General features: G+C 63.3%; 13 protein-coding genes. 9 read left to right on the top strand and 4 right to left on the bottom strand.

Annotation, left to right across the window (positions count from 1 at the left end; genetic code table 11):
- Positions 1 to 124 precede the first annotated feature (124 nt).
- Positions 125 to 2971 carry an RNA polymerase-associated protein RapA gene (rapA, locus tag KU43P_RS21155; RefSeq protein WP_317659364.1) on the bottom strand — a complete coding sequence of 949 codons (2847 nt, stop codon included), beginning with the start codon at positions 2969 to 2971 and terminating at the stop codon, positions 125 to 127.
- A gap of 132 nt (positions 2972 to 3103) precedes the next feature.
- Between rapA and KU43P_RS21150 the strand changes: the two genes are divergently transcribed.
- The 7 genes from KU43P_RS21150 to KU43P_RS21120 all read left to right on the top strand — a co-directional run bounded on the left by KU43P_RS21150 (position 3104) and on the right by KU43P_RS21120 (position 7968).
- Positions 3104 to 3799 carry a M949_RS01915 family surface polysaccharide biosynthesis protein gene (locus KU43P_RS21150; protein ID WP_317659363.1) on the top strand — a complete coding sequence of 232 codons (696 nt, stop codon included), beginning with the start codon at positions 3104 to 3106 and terminating at the stop codon, positions 3797 to 3799.
- Between the two features lie 108 nt (positions 3800 to 3907).
- Positions 3908 to 4240 (top strand): aspartate-semialdehyde dehydrogenase, encoded by a 333-nt coding sequence (locus KU43P_RS21145; RefSeq protein ID WP_317659362.1) that lies wholly within the window; start codon positions 3908 to 3910, stop codon positions 4238 to 4240.
- Positions 4241 to 4307: 67 nt separating this feature from the next.
- Positions 4308 to 4466, top strand: coding sequence for a hypothetical protein (locus KU43P_RS21140; protein ID WP_317659361.1), 159 nt, complete (start codon positions 4308 to 4310; stop codon positions 4464 to 4466).
- Positions 4467 to 4604: 138 nt separating this feature from the next.
- Complete coding sequence (gene ccoM, locus KU43P_RS21135; RefSeq protein WP_008097462.1) at positions 4605 to 4721, top strand: cytochrome c oxidase subunit CcoM; 117 nt, start codon at positions 4605 to 4607, stop codon at positions 4719 to 4721.
- 184 nt (positions 4722 to 4905) lie between these two features.
- Positions 4906 to 6894: an FUSC family protein gene (locus KU43P_RS21130; RefSeq protein ID WP_317659360.1), complete on the top strand. Its 1989-nt coding sequence runs from the start codon at positions 4906 to 4908 to the stop codon at positions 6892 to 6894.
- The gene (locus KU43P_RS21125; protein WP_317659359.1) at positions 6881 to 7087 is read left to right on the top strand and encodes a DUF1656 domain-containing protein; all 207 of its coding nucleotides are present in this window, start codon (positions 6881 to 6883) and stop codon (positions 7085 to 7087) included. Before KU43P_RS21130 ends, KU43P_RS21125 begins: the two co-directional genes overlap by 14 nt.
- A gap of 11 nt (positions 7088 to 7098) precedes the next feature.
- Positions 7099 to 7968, top strand: a complete 870-nt coding sequence (locus KU43P_RS21120; protein WP_317659358.1) for an HlyD family secretion protein — start codon at positions 7099 to 7101, stop codon at positions 7966 to 7968.
- 30 nt (positions 7969 to 7998) lie between these two features.
- On the opposite strand, the gene KU43P_RS21115 is transcribed toward KU43P_RS21120, so the two are convergent.
- Positions 7999 to 8757 (bottom strand): SDR family NAD(P)-dependent oxidoreductase, encoded by a 759-nt coding sequence (locus tag KU43P_RS21115; RefSeq protein ID WP_317659357.1) that lies wholly within the window; start codon positions 8755 to 8757, stop codon positions 7999 to 8001.
- 112 nt (positions 8758 to 8869) lie between these two features.
- Here KU43P_RS21115 and KU43P_RS21110 point away from each other — a divergent pair, with 112 nt between their 5' ends.
- Positions 8870 to 9787, top strand: a complete 918-nt coding sequence (locus tag KU43P_RS21110; RefSeq protein ID WP_317659356.1) for a LysR family transcriptional regulator — start codon at positions 8870 to 8872, stop codon at positions 9785 to 9787.
- Here KU43P_RS21110 and KU43P_RS21105 read toward each other — a convergent pair.
- Positions 9726 to 10952: a GAF domain-containing sensor histidine kinase gene (locus KU43P_RS21105; protein WP_317659355.1), complete on the bottom strand. Its 1227-nt coding sequence runs from the start codon at positions 10950 to 10952 to the stop codon at positions 9726 to 9728. The two genes, KU43P_RS21110 and KU43P_RS21105, sit on opposite strands and share 62 nt — an antisense overlap.
- 181 nt (positions 10953 to 11133) lie before the next feature.
- Between KU43P_RS21105 and KU43P_RS21100 the strand changes: the two genes are divergently transcribed.
- On the top strand, positions 11134 to 11454 hold the full coding sequence (locus tag KU43P_RS21100) for a DUF2025 family protein (RefSeq protein WP_317659354.1): 321 nt from the start codon (positions 11134 to 11136) through the stop codon (positions 11452 to 11454).
- Between the two features lie 8 nt (positions 11455 to 11462).
- Here the strand turns inward: KU43P_RS21100 and KU43P_RS21095 are convergent, their stop codons facing one another.
- Complete coding sequence (locus KU43P_RS21095; RefSeq protein WP_317659353.1) at positions 11463 to 14063, bottom strand: EAL domain-containing protein; 2601 nt, start codon at positions 14061 to 14063, stop codon at positions 11463 to 11465.
- Between the last annotated feature and the right edge of the window lie 31 nt (positions 14064 to 14094).

Here is a 14094-nt window from a genome sequence, read left to right as displayed (position 1 = left end):
AAAGGGGTGATTAAGCCTTCCGGAATAATGGCATATTGATCTCTACGATTTGGTTATCGGATCAATAGCGTAGGGAAATAAAGCGAAGGAGGGGGTGCTGTGCACCCCCTGTGAATTGCGGCTTTTAACCTGCAACCAGCACGCGGATCGCTTCCAGGCGCAGCGCCGCCTTTTCCAGCATCGCCAGGCCATCTTCACGCTGCTTGCGCAGGGTGTCGATTTCGCTGTCGCGCACGCTCGGGTTGACGGCTTTCAACGCCGTCAGGCGCGCCAGTTCCTCATCGGCTTCGGCGGCCAGGCGGCGTTGCGCCTCGGCCACGCGTTCGACGTGGGTCGGCAGGATCTTCTCTTCACCGCCACTGATGCGCTTGGCCAGCACGTCACGCTGGGCCTGCACGAACTTGTTGGCGCTTGCCCGTGGCACGCTTTCAAGCTGGTCGTTGAGCGTTTCGAAGGCTACGCGCGAGGCCAGGTCGTTGCCGTTGGCATCGAGCAGGCAGCGCAGCGCCGCTGGTGGCAGGTAGCGGCCAAGCTGCAGGCTGCGTGGCGCCACCACCTCACTGACGAACAGCAGCTCCAGCAGCACGGTGCCCGGTTTCAGCGCCTTGTTCTTGATCAGGGCGACAGCGGTGTTGCCCATCGAACCAGACAGCACCAGGTCCATGCCGCCCTGCACCATGGGGTGTTCCCAGGTGAGGAACTGCATGTCTTCGCGAGACAGCGCCTGGGCGCGGTCGTAGGTGATGGTCACGCCTTCGTCGTCACCCAGCGGGAAGCTGGCGTCGAGCATCTTCTCGCTCGGCTTGAGGATCAGTGCGTTTTCCGAGTGGTCTTCGCTGTCGATGCCAAAGGCGTCGAACAAGGTTTCCATGTAGATCGGCAGGGCGAACTGGTCGTCCTGTTCGAGGATCGCTTCAACCAGGGCCTGGCCTTCACCCGCGCCGCCGGAGTTGAGCTCCAGCAGGCGGTCGCGACCGCTGTGCAGTTCGGCTTCCAGACGCTCGCGTTCGCCACGGGCTTCGGCCACCAGTGCGGTCCATGCCTTGCCGTCGCCACCTTCGAGCATCGGCAGCAGGCGAGGGCCGAACCGATGTTGCAGGGCGTTGCCGGTCGGGCAGGTATTGAGGAAGGCGTTGAGGCCGTCGTGGTACCACTGGAACAGCCGTTCTTGCGGGCTGTCCTGCAGGTACGGGATGTGCAATTCGATGGTGTGCTTCTGGCCGATACGGTCAAGGCGGCCGATGCGCTGTTCGAGCAGGTCGGGGTGGGCCGGCAGGTCGAACATCACCAGGTGATGGGCGAACTGGAAGTTGCGGCCTTCGCTGCCGATCTCGGAGCAGATCAGCACCTGGGCGCCGAACTCCTCGTCGGCGAAGTACGCCGCCGCACGGTCACGTTCGAGGATGCTCATGCCTTCGTGGAACACCGTGGCTGGGATACCGGAACGCACGCGCAGGGCATCTTCCAGGTCCATGGCGGTTTCGGCATGGGCGCAGATCACCAGGACTTTGGTGCGCTTGAGCATCTTCAGGGTGTCGATCAGCCAGTCGACCCGTGGGTCGAAACGCCACCAGCGCTCTTCATCGCTGGCCTCGCCCTGGGCCTGGAAGGCGACTTCCGGGTACAGCTCGGCATGCTCGCCGGCTGGCAGATCACGGTACTGCTCCGGGTTGGCCAGCGGGTAGGGATGCAGCTGGCGCTCGGGGAAGCCCTGGATGGCCGCGCGGGTGTTGCGGAACAGCACGCGGCCGGTGCCGTGGCGGTCGAGCAGTTCGCGGATCAGGCGCGCGCTGGCCTGGCTGTCGCCGTCGCTGACCGCAGCCAGCAGGGCTTCACCTTCGGCACCCAGGAAACCCTGGATGGTGGCGTGGGCCTTGGGCGACAGGCGGCCTTCATCGAGCAACTCCTGTACCGCTTCGGCCACCGGGCGATAGTGCTCGCTCTCGGCGCGGAACGCGGCCAGGTCATGGAAACGGTTGGGGTCGAGCAGACGCAGGCGCGCGAAGTGGCTGTCCTGGCCCAGTTGCTCGGGTGTGGCGGTGAGCAGCAGCACGCCAGGGATGACCTGAGCCAGTTGCTCGACCAGGCTGTACTCGGTGCTGGCCTGTTCTTCGTGCCAGACCAGGTGATGGGCCTCGTCGACCACCATCAGATCCCAGCCTGCGGCGAACAAGGCATCCTGGGCCTTTTCGTCGTCGACCAGCCATTCCAGGGCGACCAGCGCCAACTGGGCATCTTCGAACGGGTTGCTGGCATCGCTCTCGATGAATCGCTCGGCGTCGAACAGCGCCACCTGCAGGTTGAAGCGCCGGCGCATCTCCACCAGCCACTGATGCTGAAGGTTTTCCGGCACCAGGATCAGCACGCGGCTGGCGCGGCCAGACAGCAACTGGCGATGGATCACCAGGCCCGCCTCGATGGTCTTGCCTAGGCCTACTTCGTCGGCCAGCAGAACGCGTGGTGCGCTGCGATCAGCCACTTCTCGGGCAATGTGCAACTGGTGGGCGATCGGCTGCGCGCGGCAGCCACCCAGGCCCCAGAGCGACGACTGCATCTGTTTGCTGGTGTGCTGCAGGGTGTTGTAGCGCAGGCTGAACCACGACAGTGGGTCGATCTGGCCGGCGAACAGCCGGTCGCTGGCGAGGCGGAACTGGATGAAGTTCGACAGCTGGGTTTCCGGCAGGGTACGCGCCTGGTTCTGGCCATCGAGGCCGTGATAGACCATCAGCCCGTCGATGTCCTCGACCTCGCGTACGGTCAGCTTCCAGCCTTCGAAATGGGTGATCTGGTCACCTGGCGAGAAGCGCACGCGGGTCAGCGGCGCATTGCGCAGGGAATACTGGCGGGTGTCGCCAGTGGCCGGGTAGAGCACGGTCAACAGGCGGCCATCCTGTGCCAGGATGGTCCCCAGGCCGAGCTCTGCTTCGCTGTCGCTGATCCAGCGTTGCCCCGGTTGATACTGCTGCGCCATACTGCCTGAACTCCCGCGATGAAAAGCCGGCTATGTTAACGGATAGGCCGGGCTGACCATAGACTAGAAAGACCATCAGTCTAGCTGTTTCATCACAGAAAACCGTCTTGCTGACGAGGGCTTCGTACTCACATGCCGCTCAAGCACCGCTGGTTGAACGCCTCCCTGGCCATGGGCAGCTTGCTGTTGCTCAGCGCCTGCGATCAGAGAAATTTCGAAACCTTGCCGCCGATTCCGGTCGAGCAGCTCGAAGTACTGGGCGTGCAGACACCGATCAAGAGCGTGCATTTTCGCGACCGAGACGGCGAAGGCCTGCTGGTGCTAAGCCGCAGCGATGGCCAGGCGGTCGACGCCGAGTCCGAGCAGGAAGTGGACAAGGTTGTACTCAAGGCCACCCTGTACGGGCGTGGCGCCGCCAGCGACGTGTTCAAGCCGCGTTGGCAGATCGAGCAGGAAACCACCTGTTCCGGGCTGGACCTGGATGTCGACTTCTATACCGATGTCAGTGATGTCGGCGACTTGAACAAGGACGGTGTCGCTGAAGTGACGGTGGCCAGCCATTCGTTCTGCGGGGGCGGCATCGATCCTCACGATATCGCCATTGAGATGCGCGAAGGCCAGGCCAGCTACACCATCACCGGCCAATCGTTGATCACCCCTGCAGGCGAAGAGCCAGTCGGCGGCGAGCGTGAAGACAGCGCGTCGCTGAAAAATGCCTCGCAGGTTCTGCGCGACCATATGGATGCCGTCTGGCAGCAGGTCTACAAGCGGCCCTGGAGCGAAGCCAGCCCGCCCGTGGACGACGACCCCGACGACGAAGCCGAGTAGTCGCTGAATACATGCGCGGGGTGCGGCTGTGACCGGCCGCACATTCTCGCCCGGCGTTGCTCAAGGTGGCTGTCGGCTGGCCGATACAGTGGGCACAGGAGAACATTCATGTTGCCGCCGATCATTCCGCTCAGTGCTGCGCCCGTGACCTCGCAACAGGACCCGGTCAAGCCGACCCCCGATATCAAGCCGGTGGTCCCCGCCCAGCCGTCTTCCGGCGAAAGTGCCATCGACCTCAAGCACCAGCGCGACCCGCAGGAGCAGGCGCTGCTGTTGCGTGACGAACAGCGCCGGCAGCAACAACGCCGCAACAACAAGGGCGACGAGGAACGCTACAGCGCGCTGCCGGGTGACGAAGTCAACGCCGACAACACCGTGCCCGTTGCGCCGCTGATGGGCGAGCACCCGCGCCAGGGGCTGCTGGTCGACATCGAAGTCTGAACCAGGGCTGGCCATGGCCAGCGCCTGGCTTCATCATGCATGTCTCTGTTGACCGTCGAGCCTGCCCATGAGCCAAGACAACCTCATCGACTTCGATGCCGAACGCGCCAAGCGCATTCATGACCTCAAGGAAAAACGCCTGAACGAAGTGCGCCAGGCGTTCGAGCAAGCCATGCCGCTGGGCAAGGCGAAGAAGAAGCCCAAGGGCAAGCCCAAGAAGCGCTGAAACTTGACGCAGGTCAAACCTGTGCTCGCCTCGCCTGCCCGGTCCCGGGCAGCATTGACCCTGATCAATTTTCCTCCCCTCCATATTCGTTACCTTGCACACATCGGGCAACGGCAAACGAATCAGGAGGCCGGCGACATGTTCTTCGACAATGTGGTTATCGCGGGTGTGGTAACGGTCGGGTTGATGTTCGCCTTCTTCGCCGGTCTGGGCATTTTCATCTGGAAGGATTCGAACAAGCGCAAGCCGCGCTGACCTTCCAGGTTCACGAGCACGCAAGGCATTTAGGGCGACTTCGGTCGCCTATTTTTTGTCTGTGATTTCGTGCGGCACGCAAAGCCTCACAAAGATGATTAGCTAGCTAATTATTCGTTTCAGCATTATCCTCCTCTGCGTTGTCTATCTTTTACCTTAACCATCCCCCCGCAAGGTCCGATTCGTGCCCATCACCCTCCAGGCCCTGTTCGCACCCAGCAGCCTCGCCCTGAAGTTTGCCATCAAGACCCTGCTTGGCGGTGGCCTGGCGTTGTGGCTGGCGATGCGCTGGGGGCTGGAGCAGCCCGCCTGGGCCTTGATGACAGCCTTCATAGTGGCCCAGCCATTGTCGGGCATGGTGGTGCAGAAAGGCCTCGCGCGGTTGGCCGGGACCCTGGTGGGTACCTTCATGTCGGTGGTGTTCATCGGCCTGTTCGCCCAGACCCCCTGGCTGTTCCTGATTACCCTGGCGCTATGGCTGGCACTGTGCACCGCCGCCTCCACGCAACTGCGCAGTGCCTGGGCCTATGCCTTCGTGCTGGCCGGCTACACCGCGGCGATCATCGCCCTGCCGGCAATCGACCACCCACTGCAGGTGTTCGATCAGGCCGTGGCGCGCTGCACGGAAATCTGCCTGGGCATTTTCTGCGCCACCGCCACCAGCGCTCTGCTCTGGCCGATGCGAGTCGAACAGCAACTTGCCGGGCAGGCACGCCAGGCCTGGCAGAACGGCCTGCAGGCGGCCAGCGCCATGCTCGGCGGCGAAGATGAAGCACGCAAAGGGTTGCTGGAGATCCTCGGGCGTATCGTCGCCATCGATGCTCAGCGCGAGCATGCCTGGTTCGAAGGGCCCCGCGGGCGCCAGCGGGCCAGGGCGATTCGCGGGTTGAGCCAGAAGCTGATGGTGTTGCTGCGCATTTCCCGCTCGGTGCGCCGGCAATGGCGGCAGCTCGATGAGCAGCAGGTCATCGCGCTCGGTCCATGGATGGAAGAGGTGCGCGCTGGCCTGGCCAACCCCGACCAGCCCAGCCTGCTGCTGTTGCGCCAGCGCATCTGGGATGCAGCACACGCCGAGCACATCAGTTCTGTCGAGCATTTCTGTCTGGCCCGCATGGCCTTGCTGCTTGACTATGCCATGGCCGCTACCCTGGCACTCGATGATGTCGAAGCGGGCAGGGCGCCCAAGGATGATGGCCGGGGCCTGGCTGCGCACCGCGACTGGTCGCTGGCGTTGCTGTTCGGCTCGCGCAGCGCGTTGGCGTTCCTGGTGATGAGCTGTTTCTGGCTGGCCACCGCCTGGCCTTCGGCACCCGGTGGCCTGGTGTTGACCTGCGTGGTCTGCAGCTTGTTCGCCAGCCGTGAAAACGGTGCGCAGATCGGCCTGAGTTTCTTGCGCGGTATCTTCCTGGCGATTCCGGTGGCGTTTCTGGTCGGGCAGATCATCCTGCCGCAATGGAGCAGTTTCGCCATGCTCTGCCTGGGCCTGGGCGTGCCGCTGTTTTTTGGCGCGCTGGGCATGGCGCACCCGCGTACCGGTGCCACGGCGACTTCCTACTGCTTGCACTGCATCGTGCTGGTGGCGCCGCTCAATGCCATGCAGTTTGGCGTGGCGACCATGCTCAACAGCGCCCTGGCCATGCTCATGGGTGTGAGCGCAGCCGTGCTGGCGTTCCGGTTGCTGGTGTTCCGTCACCCGGCCTGGCTCGGCCGCCGGCTGCGGGCGGCAACGCAGAGTGACCTGGTGCGCCTCACCCGGCGCGACCTGCGCGGTGCCGACACCTGGTTCGGTGGGCGTATGGCCGACCGCCTGATGCAGCTTGCACGGCAGGCCGGCGAGTTGCCAGAGGCCGACCGCAAGCGCTGGGATGATGGCCTGCATGGGCTGGATATTGGCGATGAACTGGTGCACTTGCGCATGTGTCTGGCGGTGGCCCAGGCCTCGCTGGGTGCCGCCGAGCGGCAGTACCTGGAGCAGCTTCAGGCGGTACTGGCCCAAGGGCCGGCCGCCGGGCGCGGCGAGCGCCTGGACGCTGCCAGCGAACAGTTCATCGCCGCCTTGCAGCGCCAGCCATCCAGCGACCCGTTGCGCCTGGCCGAAGGGGCGGTGTTGCAGTTGCAGAAGAGTTGGCGCAAATGGTGCCGTTGGCAGGAGGAAGCCCATGGGCTTGCGTGAATGGGCCTTGGGTGGCGTGCTGCTCAGCCCTTTTCTGATCTATGTATTGATGGCTCTGGTGCTTACCGGTGGCCTGCGCCTGGTCGTGCAGGCCACGCCCTTGGCGCGCTGGATTTGGCACGAAGCTTTGTTCGATGCGGCCCTGTTCGTCTGTGTGTTGTACCTGGTAGTCCGCCTGCTGGGGCCTTTGTAAGGAGTGATTCGATGCGTGCTGTCGTCCGTACCCTGGTGACCCTCTGCGTGGTCGCCATCGCCGTTCTGGCCGGCTACAAACTCTGGCAGTACTACATGCTGACCCCGTGGACACGTGATGCCCGGGTGCGCGCTGATGTGGTGGTGATCGCGCCGGACGTGTCTGGCTGGGTGCGCGAACTCAAGGTGCAGGACAACCAGCAGGTGAAGGCCGGCGACCTGCTGATGACGATTGACCGTGAGCGCTTTCAGGCAGCCTTCGACCAGGCCAGTGCCGTGGCCGAAACGCGCAACCAGCAGTTGCACCTGCGCGAGCGCGAAGCGGCGCGGCGCACGGCGCTGGGCCCAGAGGCGATCAGTGCCGAACTGCGCGAGAACGCCCAGATCAATGCAGCCATCGCCCGTGGCGAGCTGCATGAGGCCCAGGCTCAGTTGCAAGTGGCGAAGATCAACCTGGCCCGCAGCGAAGTGCGCGCGCCACGCGATGGGCACATCACCAACCTGCGCCTGGCCCAAGGCAACTATGTAAACACCGGTGAAGCGGTGATGGCGCTGGTGGATGACTCGACCTTCTATATCCAGGCCTATTTCGAGGAAACCAAGCTCCCGCGCATTCGTGTGGGCGATTCGGTGAAGGTGTGGTTGATGGGCGCGGGTGATGCGATGCAAGGGCATGTGGAGAGCATCAGCCGCGGCATCACCGACCGCAACAGCAACCCGGACAGCCAGTTGTTGCCGGAGGTCGAGCCGACCTTCAACTGGGTGCGGCTGGCGCAGCGGATACCTGTGCGCATCAAGCTGGGCCAGATACCCCAGGGCGTGAACCTCAGCGCAGGCATGACAGCCAGTGTCCAGGTGCATGAAGACCAGACCGACGACTGAAGGCAAGGGGCCGCAGTGCGGCCCTGGCAATCAAAGAAACATCCCGCCAGAGACCTCCAGCCGCTGTCCGGTGATCCAGCCGTTGCCTTCTTCCAGCAGCAAGGCGATTGCCGCGCCGATGTCATCCGGTAGCCCCACCCGGCCAAGCGCCGTGTTACCGGCGATAAAATCGTTGACCTGAGGGTTGTCGCGCACCACGCCGCCACCAAAGTCGGTCTCGATAGCCCCGGGTGCAAGAATGTTGACGCGGATGCCACGGGCCCCCAGTTCCTTGGCCTGGTAACGGGTCAATACCTCCATCGCGCCCTTCATCGCCGCATAGGCGGCATAGCCTGGCAGCGAGAATCGCGCCAGGCCGGAGGAAATGTTGACAATCCGCCCACCATCGACCAGCAGGGGCAGCATGCGCTGGGTCAGGAAGAATGGGCCCTTGAGTTGAATGTTCAGCAACTGGTCGAACTGCGCTTCGCTAGTCTCGATGAATGGCACGTTGAGGCCGATGCCGGCATTGTTCACCAGGAAATCGAAGCGCTCGCGGCCAAACTGGCTGCGCAAGGTTTCGCCCAGGCGTTCGGCGAAACCTGCGAAGCTGCTGCTGTCACTGACGTCGAGCTGAAGCATGGCAGCGTTCGCCCCGGCTTGTTGCAGGCGCTCTAGCACAGCCTGAGCTTCATCGGCCTTGCTGTGGTAGGTGCCGATGATATCGATACCGCGCGCGGCCAGGTGTTCGGCGGTGTTGCGGCCCAAGCCGCGGCTGGCGCCGGTGATTAGAACGATCTTGCGGGGCATGGCGATTTCCTCTCGGGGTGGATGGGCTTCAGGTTATTGGTCGGGCAGGGGCTGTTAAATCCCGCAAACCTGGAAATACTGTTCGTTCAAACCGAACAGTAGGAAGCCGGGTATGAACAAGCTCGAGTTGTTGCGCACATTCGTTCGGGTCAGTGAGATGAGCAGTTTTACCCTGGCTGCCGAAAGCCTGGGCCTGCCACGCTCGACCGTGTCGGAGCAGGTAAGAGCCCTTGAGCAGATGCTCGGTACACGCTTGTTCAACCGCACCACGCGGCGTGTGCAGGCAACGCAGGACGGCGCGTTGCTGTACGAGCGCAGCAAAGACCTGCTATCGGGCATGGACGAGATCGAGAACCTGTTCCGCGCCGATGATGCCGACCTGGCCGGCTGCCTTCGGGTCGACATGCCGACCATGATGGCGCGGCGCATCATCATTCCTGCCTTGCCGCTATTTCTTGCGCGATTTCCTCGGCTGGAAGTGGAGATCAGTTGCACCGACCGCCAGGTCGACCTTTTGCGCGAAGGTTTCGACTGTGTGATGCGCATTGGTGCGCTCAGTGACCTGGACGTGGTGGCGCGGCCGATCGGGCAGTTGAGCATGTGCAATTGCGCCAGCCCCGCCTACCTGGCCCACCATGGCGTGCCGCAGAGCCTGGCAGACCTTGCTCGGCATAGGCTGGTGCATTACGTGCGCAACCTTGGCGCACGCAGTACCGGCTTCGAGTATCAGCAGGCTGGCCAGGTGCATTACCAGGCCATGGCCGGCAGCGTGACGGTGAACAATGCCGAGGCCTATTCGGCGGCGTGCCTGGCCGGGCTGGGGCTGATCCAGGTACCTGCGGTAGGCGTGGCGGAACATCTGCAACGCGGCGAATTGGTGGCGGTATTGCCGGGCTGGCAGGCCCAGGCCATGCCGGTATCCCTGCTGTATGCGCGGCAGCGCCACGTACCGCGCAGGGTGCAGGCCTTCATGAACTGGTTGGCTGGCCTGCTCGCGTCTCAGGTCGATCCAGCGGTAGATGAAAGCTGAACAGGGTGCCTCGCTGAGCGTCGGACACCACCTCCATGCGCCCGCCATGGGCCATGGCTATCTGGTTGGCGATGTACAGGCCAAGCCCCAGCCCTTGCTGCGGCTCGTCGGCCAAAGGTCGGGTGAAGGGTTGGAACAGTTGGCCCAGGGTCTGCGCTGCGATCGGACGCCCCCGGTTGTGCACGCTGAGCACGAATTCATCGTCAGCGATGGCAGCTTTCACCATTACCGGGCCGTCCGGATCGCCATGCACCAAGGCATTGGCAATGAGGTTGGACAGTAGCTGGGTGACTCGTTCACGGTCGCAGCGCAGATCGCCAAGCACGCCGATGTCGAGCACGATCTGGCGCTGTGGATGGACACCTTGCAGTTCCGAGGCGACATGCCTCATGCCCTCGGCCAGGTCAGGGCAGGGTTGCATATTCAGGGGAATACCTGTGCCTAGCCTGCCGCGGGCGAAGTCCAGCACGTCACGTACCAGCTGCGAGGCACGCCGACCACAGGTGTGGATGTGGCGAGCGATGGCGCGGCTCTTGTCATCTTCAAGGCGCTGGGCCAGCAGTTCGGCCCCCGCAGTAATGGCGAACAGGGGGTTGCGCAGGTCGTGACCCAGCACGGCGATGAACTGTTCGCGCACTTCGGCCATGGACCGCTCCTGGAGCAGGGCCTGTTCTGTGCGCTGGGCGTTTTCCTCGCTTTCGATCTGGATGGCGAGCAAGCGGGCGAATGACTCCATCATGGGCTGGATGGCGCTGCCCTTGAGTGGGGCCGGGTTGGGGTCGAGCGCACAAATGGTGCCAAAAAAACTGCCATCGGTACGGAACACCGGCACCGAGATGTAGCTTTCGAAGCGATACAGCTTGGGTGTGTGGTGGCTGCAGTACTGTTCGTCCTCGCTGGCCTTGTCGATCACGATGGTCTGGAGAGTGCTGTGGATCTCGTGGCACAAGGTGGTGGCCACGTCGAGTTCGCCGCCGGCTTGCAGGCCGAAGCTGAGGGTATCGAGCACCGCGCAGGCAACCCACTGGCGTTCGGTGACCCGTGCCACGGCGGCGAAGCGCATGCCGGTGGTTTCACAGATGACCTGGAGAATGGCGGGCACCGCGTTGATGCGGGCAATTGTGGCGATATCGGCGCTGATATCGACGCTGATGGCATCGGTCATGAACAGTCCCGGTATTGGCGACGGAGGGGCAAGACACATTCTAGCGGGCCTTCAGGCACATGACGAAAAACCTTGGCGCAACGGCGGCCTGCTGCGCTAGGCTGGGCGGGCGCGCTGCCCAGCAGAGGCAGCCGCTACCCGCCTGGCGTGCGTCACTTCCGTTGATTTGCGAGGTTACGACATGGCCATCACTTCCCTGGACATCTGCAGTGCCGCCGACCAGCTCAAAGGCTTCGTCGGTTTTCATGGCAAGCGCCGGGTTCATATCGTGCGGTTTTCCGAGGACGCGTTCGGCATGGACGTGGCGGATGACAGCATCACTCCATGCAGTGAATTCGTCTGGCGGCCCGAACAGGGGCAGCGCATGGCGCTGTGCCGAGAGCGGCTGGCGTTGTTGCTCCAGCAGCATGTGGATGAACGTCTGAACATCGCCGAACCCCTGCGCATCTACCTGCGGCGCAGTGACATGCCGGAGATCATTGCCGAACGCGCCTTGCGTTGAGTGTCAGGTTATCTGCGCCGGCCTGCAGATGTGTCAGCAGGTTGCTCTGGCAATTGCTGCAGCAACTGCTCGAACCCAGCCTTGTCCAGCGGTCGGCTCAGGTAATAACCCTGTACCTCATGGCAATTGTCGCCTTCCAGGGCGCGTAACTGCTGCTCGGTCTCTACCCCTTCGGCGGTCACCGTCAAACCCATGGCCTCTCCCAGGTTGATGATCGCCTGCACCACCGCCCGGTCGCTGCTGCTGGCGTTTCCCAGCCCGGCAATGAAGCGCTTGTCGATCTTGATACTGTCGAACGGGTAGGTGCGCAGGTAACCCAGCGATGAATAGCCGGTGCCGAAATCATCCATGTTCAGCCGCACCCCCAGTTCCTTAAGTGCCTGCATGGTCGCCAAAGCGCCCTCGATGTCGTTGAGCATTACGTTCTCGGTGATTTCCAGCTCAAGCCGTTGGGCGGGAAAGGCGGTTTCCATGAGAATGTCGCGCACATCGGCCACCACGTCGCTGCGCAGGAACTGCGCCGGCGACAGGTTTACCGAAACCAGTAGCGGCTCGGGCCAGTCATGGGCGTTGCGGCAGGCCTCCCGTAGCACCCAGCGGCCCAGGCTGACGATCAGGTCGCTCTGCTCGGCCAGTGCAATGAAGGTGTCCGGGCCGAGCAGGCCCTCTTGCGGGTGCTGCCAGCGCAGCAAGGCTTCGACAGACACGATGCGCAGGTCGCCCAGGCGGTAGCGTGGCTGGTAGTGCAGCACGAACTCGTTGTTGCGAAGGGCCCGTCGCAGGTCGTTTTCCAGTTGACGGCGGTACTGGATCTGCTGGTTCATCTCGGCGGCGAAGTAGCGCCAGGTATTCTTGCCATCGGCTTTGGCCTGGTACAAGGCGATATCGGCGCAACGGATCAGTTCACCGGCGTCGAAACCCTGCGTGCGGGTTTGGGCGATGCCGATGCTGGCGCCTACATGCAGCGCCTGATCCTCGAAGGAAATGGGTTGTCGTAGTAGTTCGATCAGCCGCTTGCACAGCCGATCGACCTCGCTACGGTTGTCCACTGCGGCCAGCACCAGCACGAACTCGTCGCCTCCCAGGCGCGCGACCAGGTCGACATCGCGGGTGGTGTCGCGCAGGCGAGCGGCGACTTCCTGCAGCACCGCATCGCCCGCGGGATGCCCGAGGGAATCGTTGATCGGTTTGAAGTTGTCCAGGTCGAGCAGCAGCAAGGTCAAGGGTGCCGAGTCGCTGCCGCGCAGCAGCGCCTGCTCCAGGTGCCGGGCGAGCTTGTTGCGGTTGGCAAGGCCTGTGAGCGGGTCGTGCAGAGACAGATGCTGGATGCGCGCGTGGGCCGCGACTTCGTCGGTGATGTCGCTGGCGGTGCCGCGGAAACCGGCCAGTTTGCCGTCGTAAACGATCGCCCGCGCCGATAGCCGGCAAAAGCGGTTCTGGCCGTTGTGGTCCCGATAGGCACAGCGCAGGTTGGCCGGTTGTTCCGTGTCGACCCCTACCTGAGCGTCCAGCCACGGTGACAAGGGCGTGGTATCGCAACTGAGCAATTGGTTGAGTGGTTGACCCAGCCAGACCTCCGCCGGATCGCCTGTCACCTTCACGAAACGCTGCGACAGATACGTCAACCGCTGTTGCCGATCGGTTTCCCAGATCCAGTCGGAAGCGGCCTCGGCCACTGCGCGAAAGCGTTGTTCACTGGCTTCCAGCGCATGGTTGCTCTGTTGCAGACGCTCCAGGTTCAAGTCGATGGCCCGTGAGCTGCGCAAGGCATGGCGGAACAGGTAGAGCATCACCAGGCCCAATACCAGCAGCGCGCCGAGCAAGGGCGGCAACACCGCCCAGAGCAGTTGCCGGCCTGGCAGGGGGCTGGTCCAGGTCAGGTGGTAAGCGGTATCGCCGAGAGCGATCTGCTGAATCTCGTTGATGCCGCTGCGATTCTTTTCGATGTGCATGTGCGCAAGGCCCGCGCCGGCGCCCAGTTGGCCAAGCTTTTCTTCGGTGAGCTGATCGACGAACAGCATCACCGGCGCCTGGCTCACTTCGGCGTCGGTCACGTCCCGATCAGGGCGCACGGCGGCGGCGCTGAGCACTGCAGGCCAGCCATTGAACAGCACGAAGCGGGTGACTTGCTCACGTGCGCTGGCGGCTGCGCGAGCTTGGGCGATGATCGCGGGCAGTGGGCTGTCGATGAAACTGCCGGCAGGCGCTTGGGTGGGTTTGCCCTTGAATAGCGCGTAGGTCGTGTGCTGATCGTCCACGACGAACACGCCTTCATAGCCGCTGGCACTGTACAGCGACTCACCGACGTTCTTCTGCTCGTAAGCCCACTGCCAATCCACTTGGGGTGTCAGGTGTTGGTACGCGGCGTCCCAAACGGCGTAACTGGACAGGAACTGCCGTGAGGCGAGAAGGCGCTGATCAAGCGCCTGAGTTGCATGAAAGGCGCTGCGTGCCTGTTCCTGGTCATTGAGGGTGGCAGCGATGTTGAATAGGGCACCAAGGGTGACCAGACACGCGAGGCCGAAGACGGCGCAAAAACCGCCGATCAGGCGCCGGACTTGAACACGTGGGGTAGGGCTGGCGGGCGTGAGGTCGGCGATCCTGGCCATACGCGAGCGACTCCTTCTTGAGCTGCTGCCC

This window comes from Pseudomonas sp. KU43P (assembly GCF_033095865.1).
Taxonomy (GTDB): domain Bacteria; phylum Pseudomonadota; class Gammaproteobacteria; order Pseudomonadales; family Pseudomonadaceae; genus Aquipseudomonas.
The sequence above is the reverse complement of the archived record's forward strand: the minus strand, read 5'-3'. Positions and strand labels throughout refer to the sequence as shown.

What these genes read in the sequence shown, in the direction of transcription:
- rapA (WP_317659364.1), bottom strand. Translation starts at nt 2,971, where the DNA reads ATGGCGCAGCAGTATCAACCGGGGCAACGCTGGATCAGCGACAGCGAA.
- KU43P_RS21125 (WP_317659359.1), top strand. Translation starts at nt 6,881, where the DNA reads ATGGGCTTGCGTGAATGGGCCTTGGGTGGCGTGCTGCTCAGCCCTTTT.
- KU43P_RS21120 (WP_317659358.1), top strand. Translation starts at nt 7,099, where the DNA reads ATGCGTGCTGTCGTCCGTACCCTGGTGACCCTCTGCGTGGTCGCCATC.
- KU43P_RS21145 (WP_317659362.1), top strand. Translation starts at nt 3,908, where the DNA reads ATGTTGCCGCCGATCATTCCGCTCAGTGCTGCGCCCGTGACCTCGCAA.
- KU43P_RS21100 (WP_317659354.1), top strand. Translation starts at nt 11,134, where the DNA reads ATGGCCATCACTTCCCTGGACATCTGCAGTGCCGCCGACCAGCTCAAA.
- KU43P_RS21105 (WP_317659355.1), bottom strand. Translation starts at nt 10,952, where the DNA reads ATGACCGATGCCATCAGCGTCGATATCAGCGCCGATATCGCCACAATT.
- ccoM (WP_008097462.1), top strand. Translation starts at nt 4,605, where the DNA reads ATGTTCTTCGACAATGTGGTTATCGCGGGTGTGGTAACGGTCGGGTTG.
- KU43P_RS21140 (WP_317659361.1), top strand. Translation starts at nt 4,308, where the DNA reads ATGAGCCAAGACAACCTCATCGACTTCGATGCCGAACGCGCCAAGCGC.
- KU43P_RS21095 (WP_317659353.1), bottom strand. Translation starts at nt 14,063, where the DNA reads ATGGCCAGGATCGCCGACCTCACGCCCGCCAGCCCTACCCCACGTGTT.
- KU43P_RS21150 (WP_317659363.1), top strand. Translation starts at nt 3,104, where the DNA reads ATGCCGCTCAAGCACCGCTGGTTGAACGCCTCCCTGGCCATGGGCAGC.
- KU43P_RS21110 (WP_317659356.1), top strand. Translation starts at nt 8,870, where the DNA reads ATGAACAAGCTCGAGTTGTTGCGCACATTCGTTCGGGTCAGTGAGATG.
- KU43P_RS21115 (WP_317659357.1), bottom strand. Translation starts at nt 8,757, where the DNA reads ATGCCCCGCAAGATCGTTCTAATCACCGGCGCCAGCCGCGGCTTGGGC.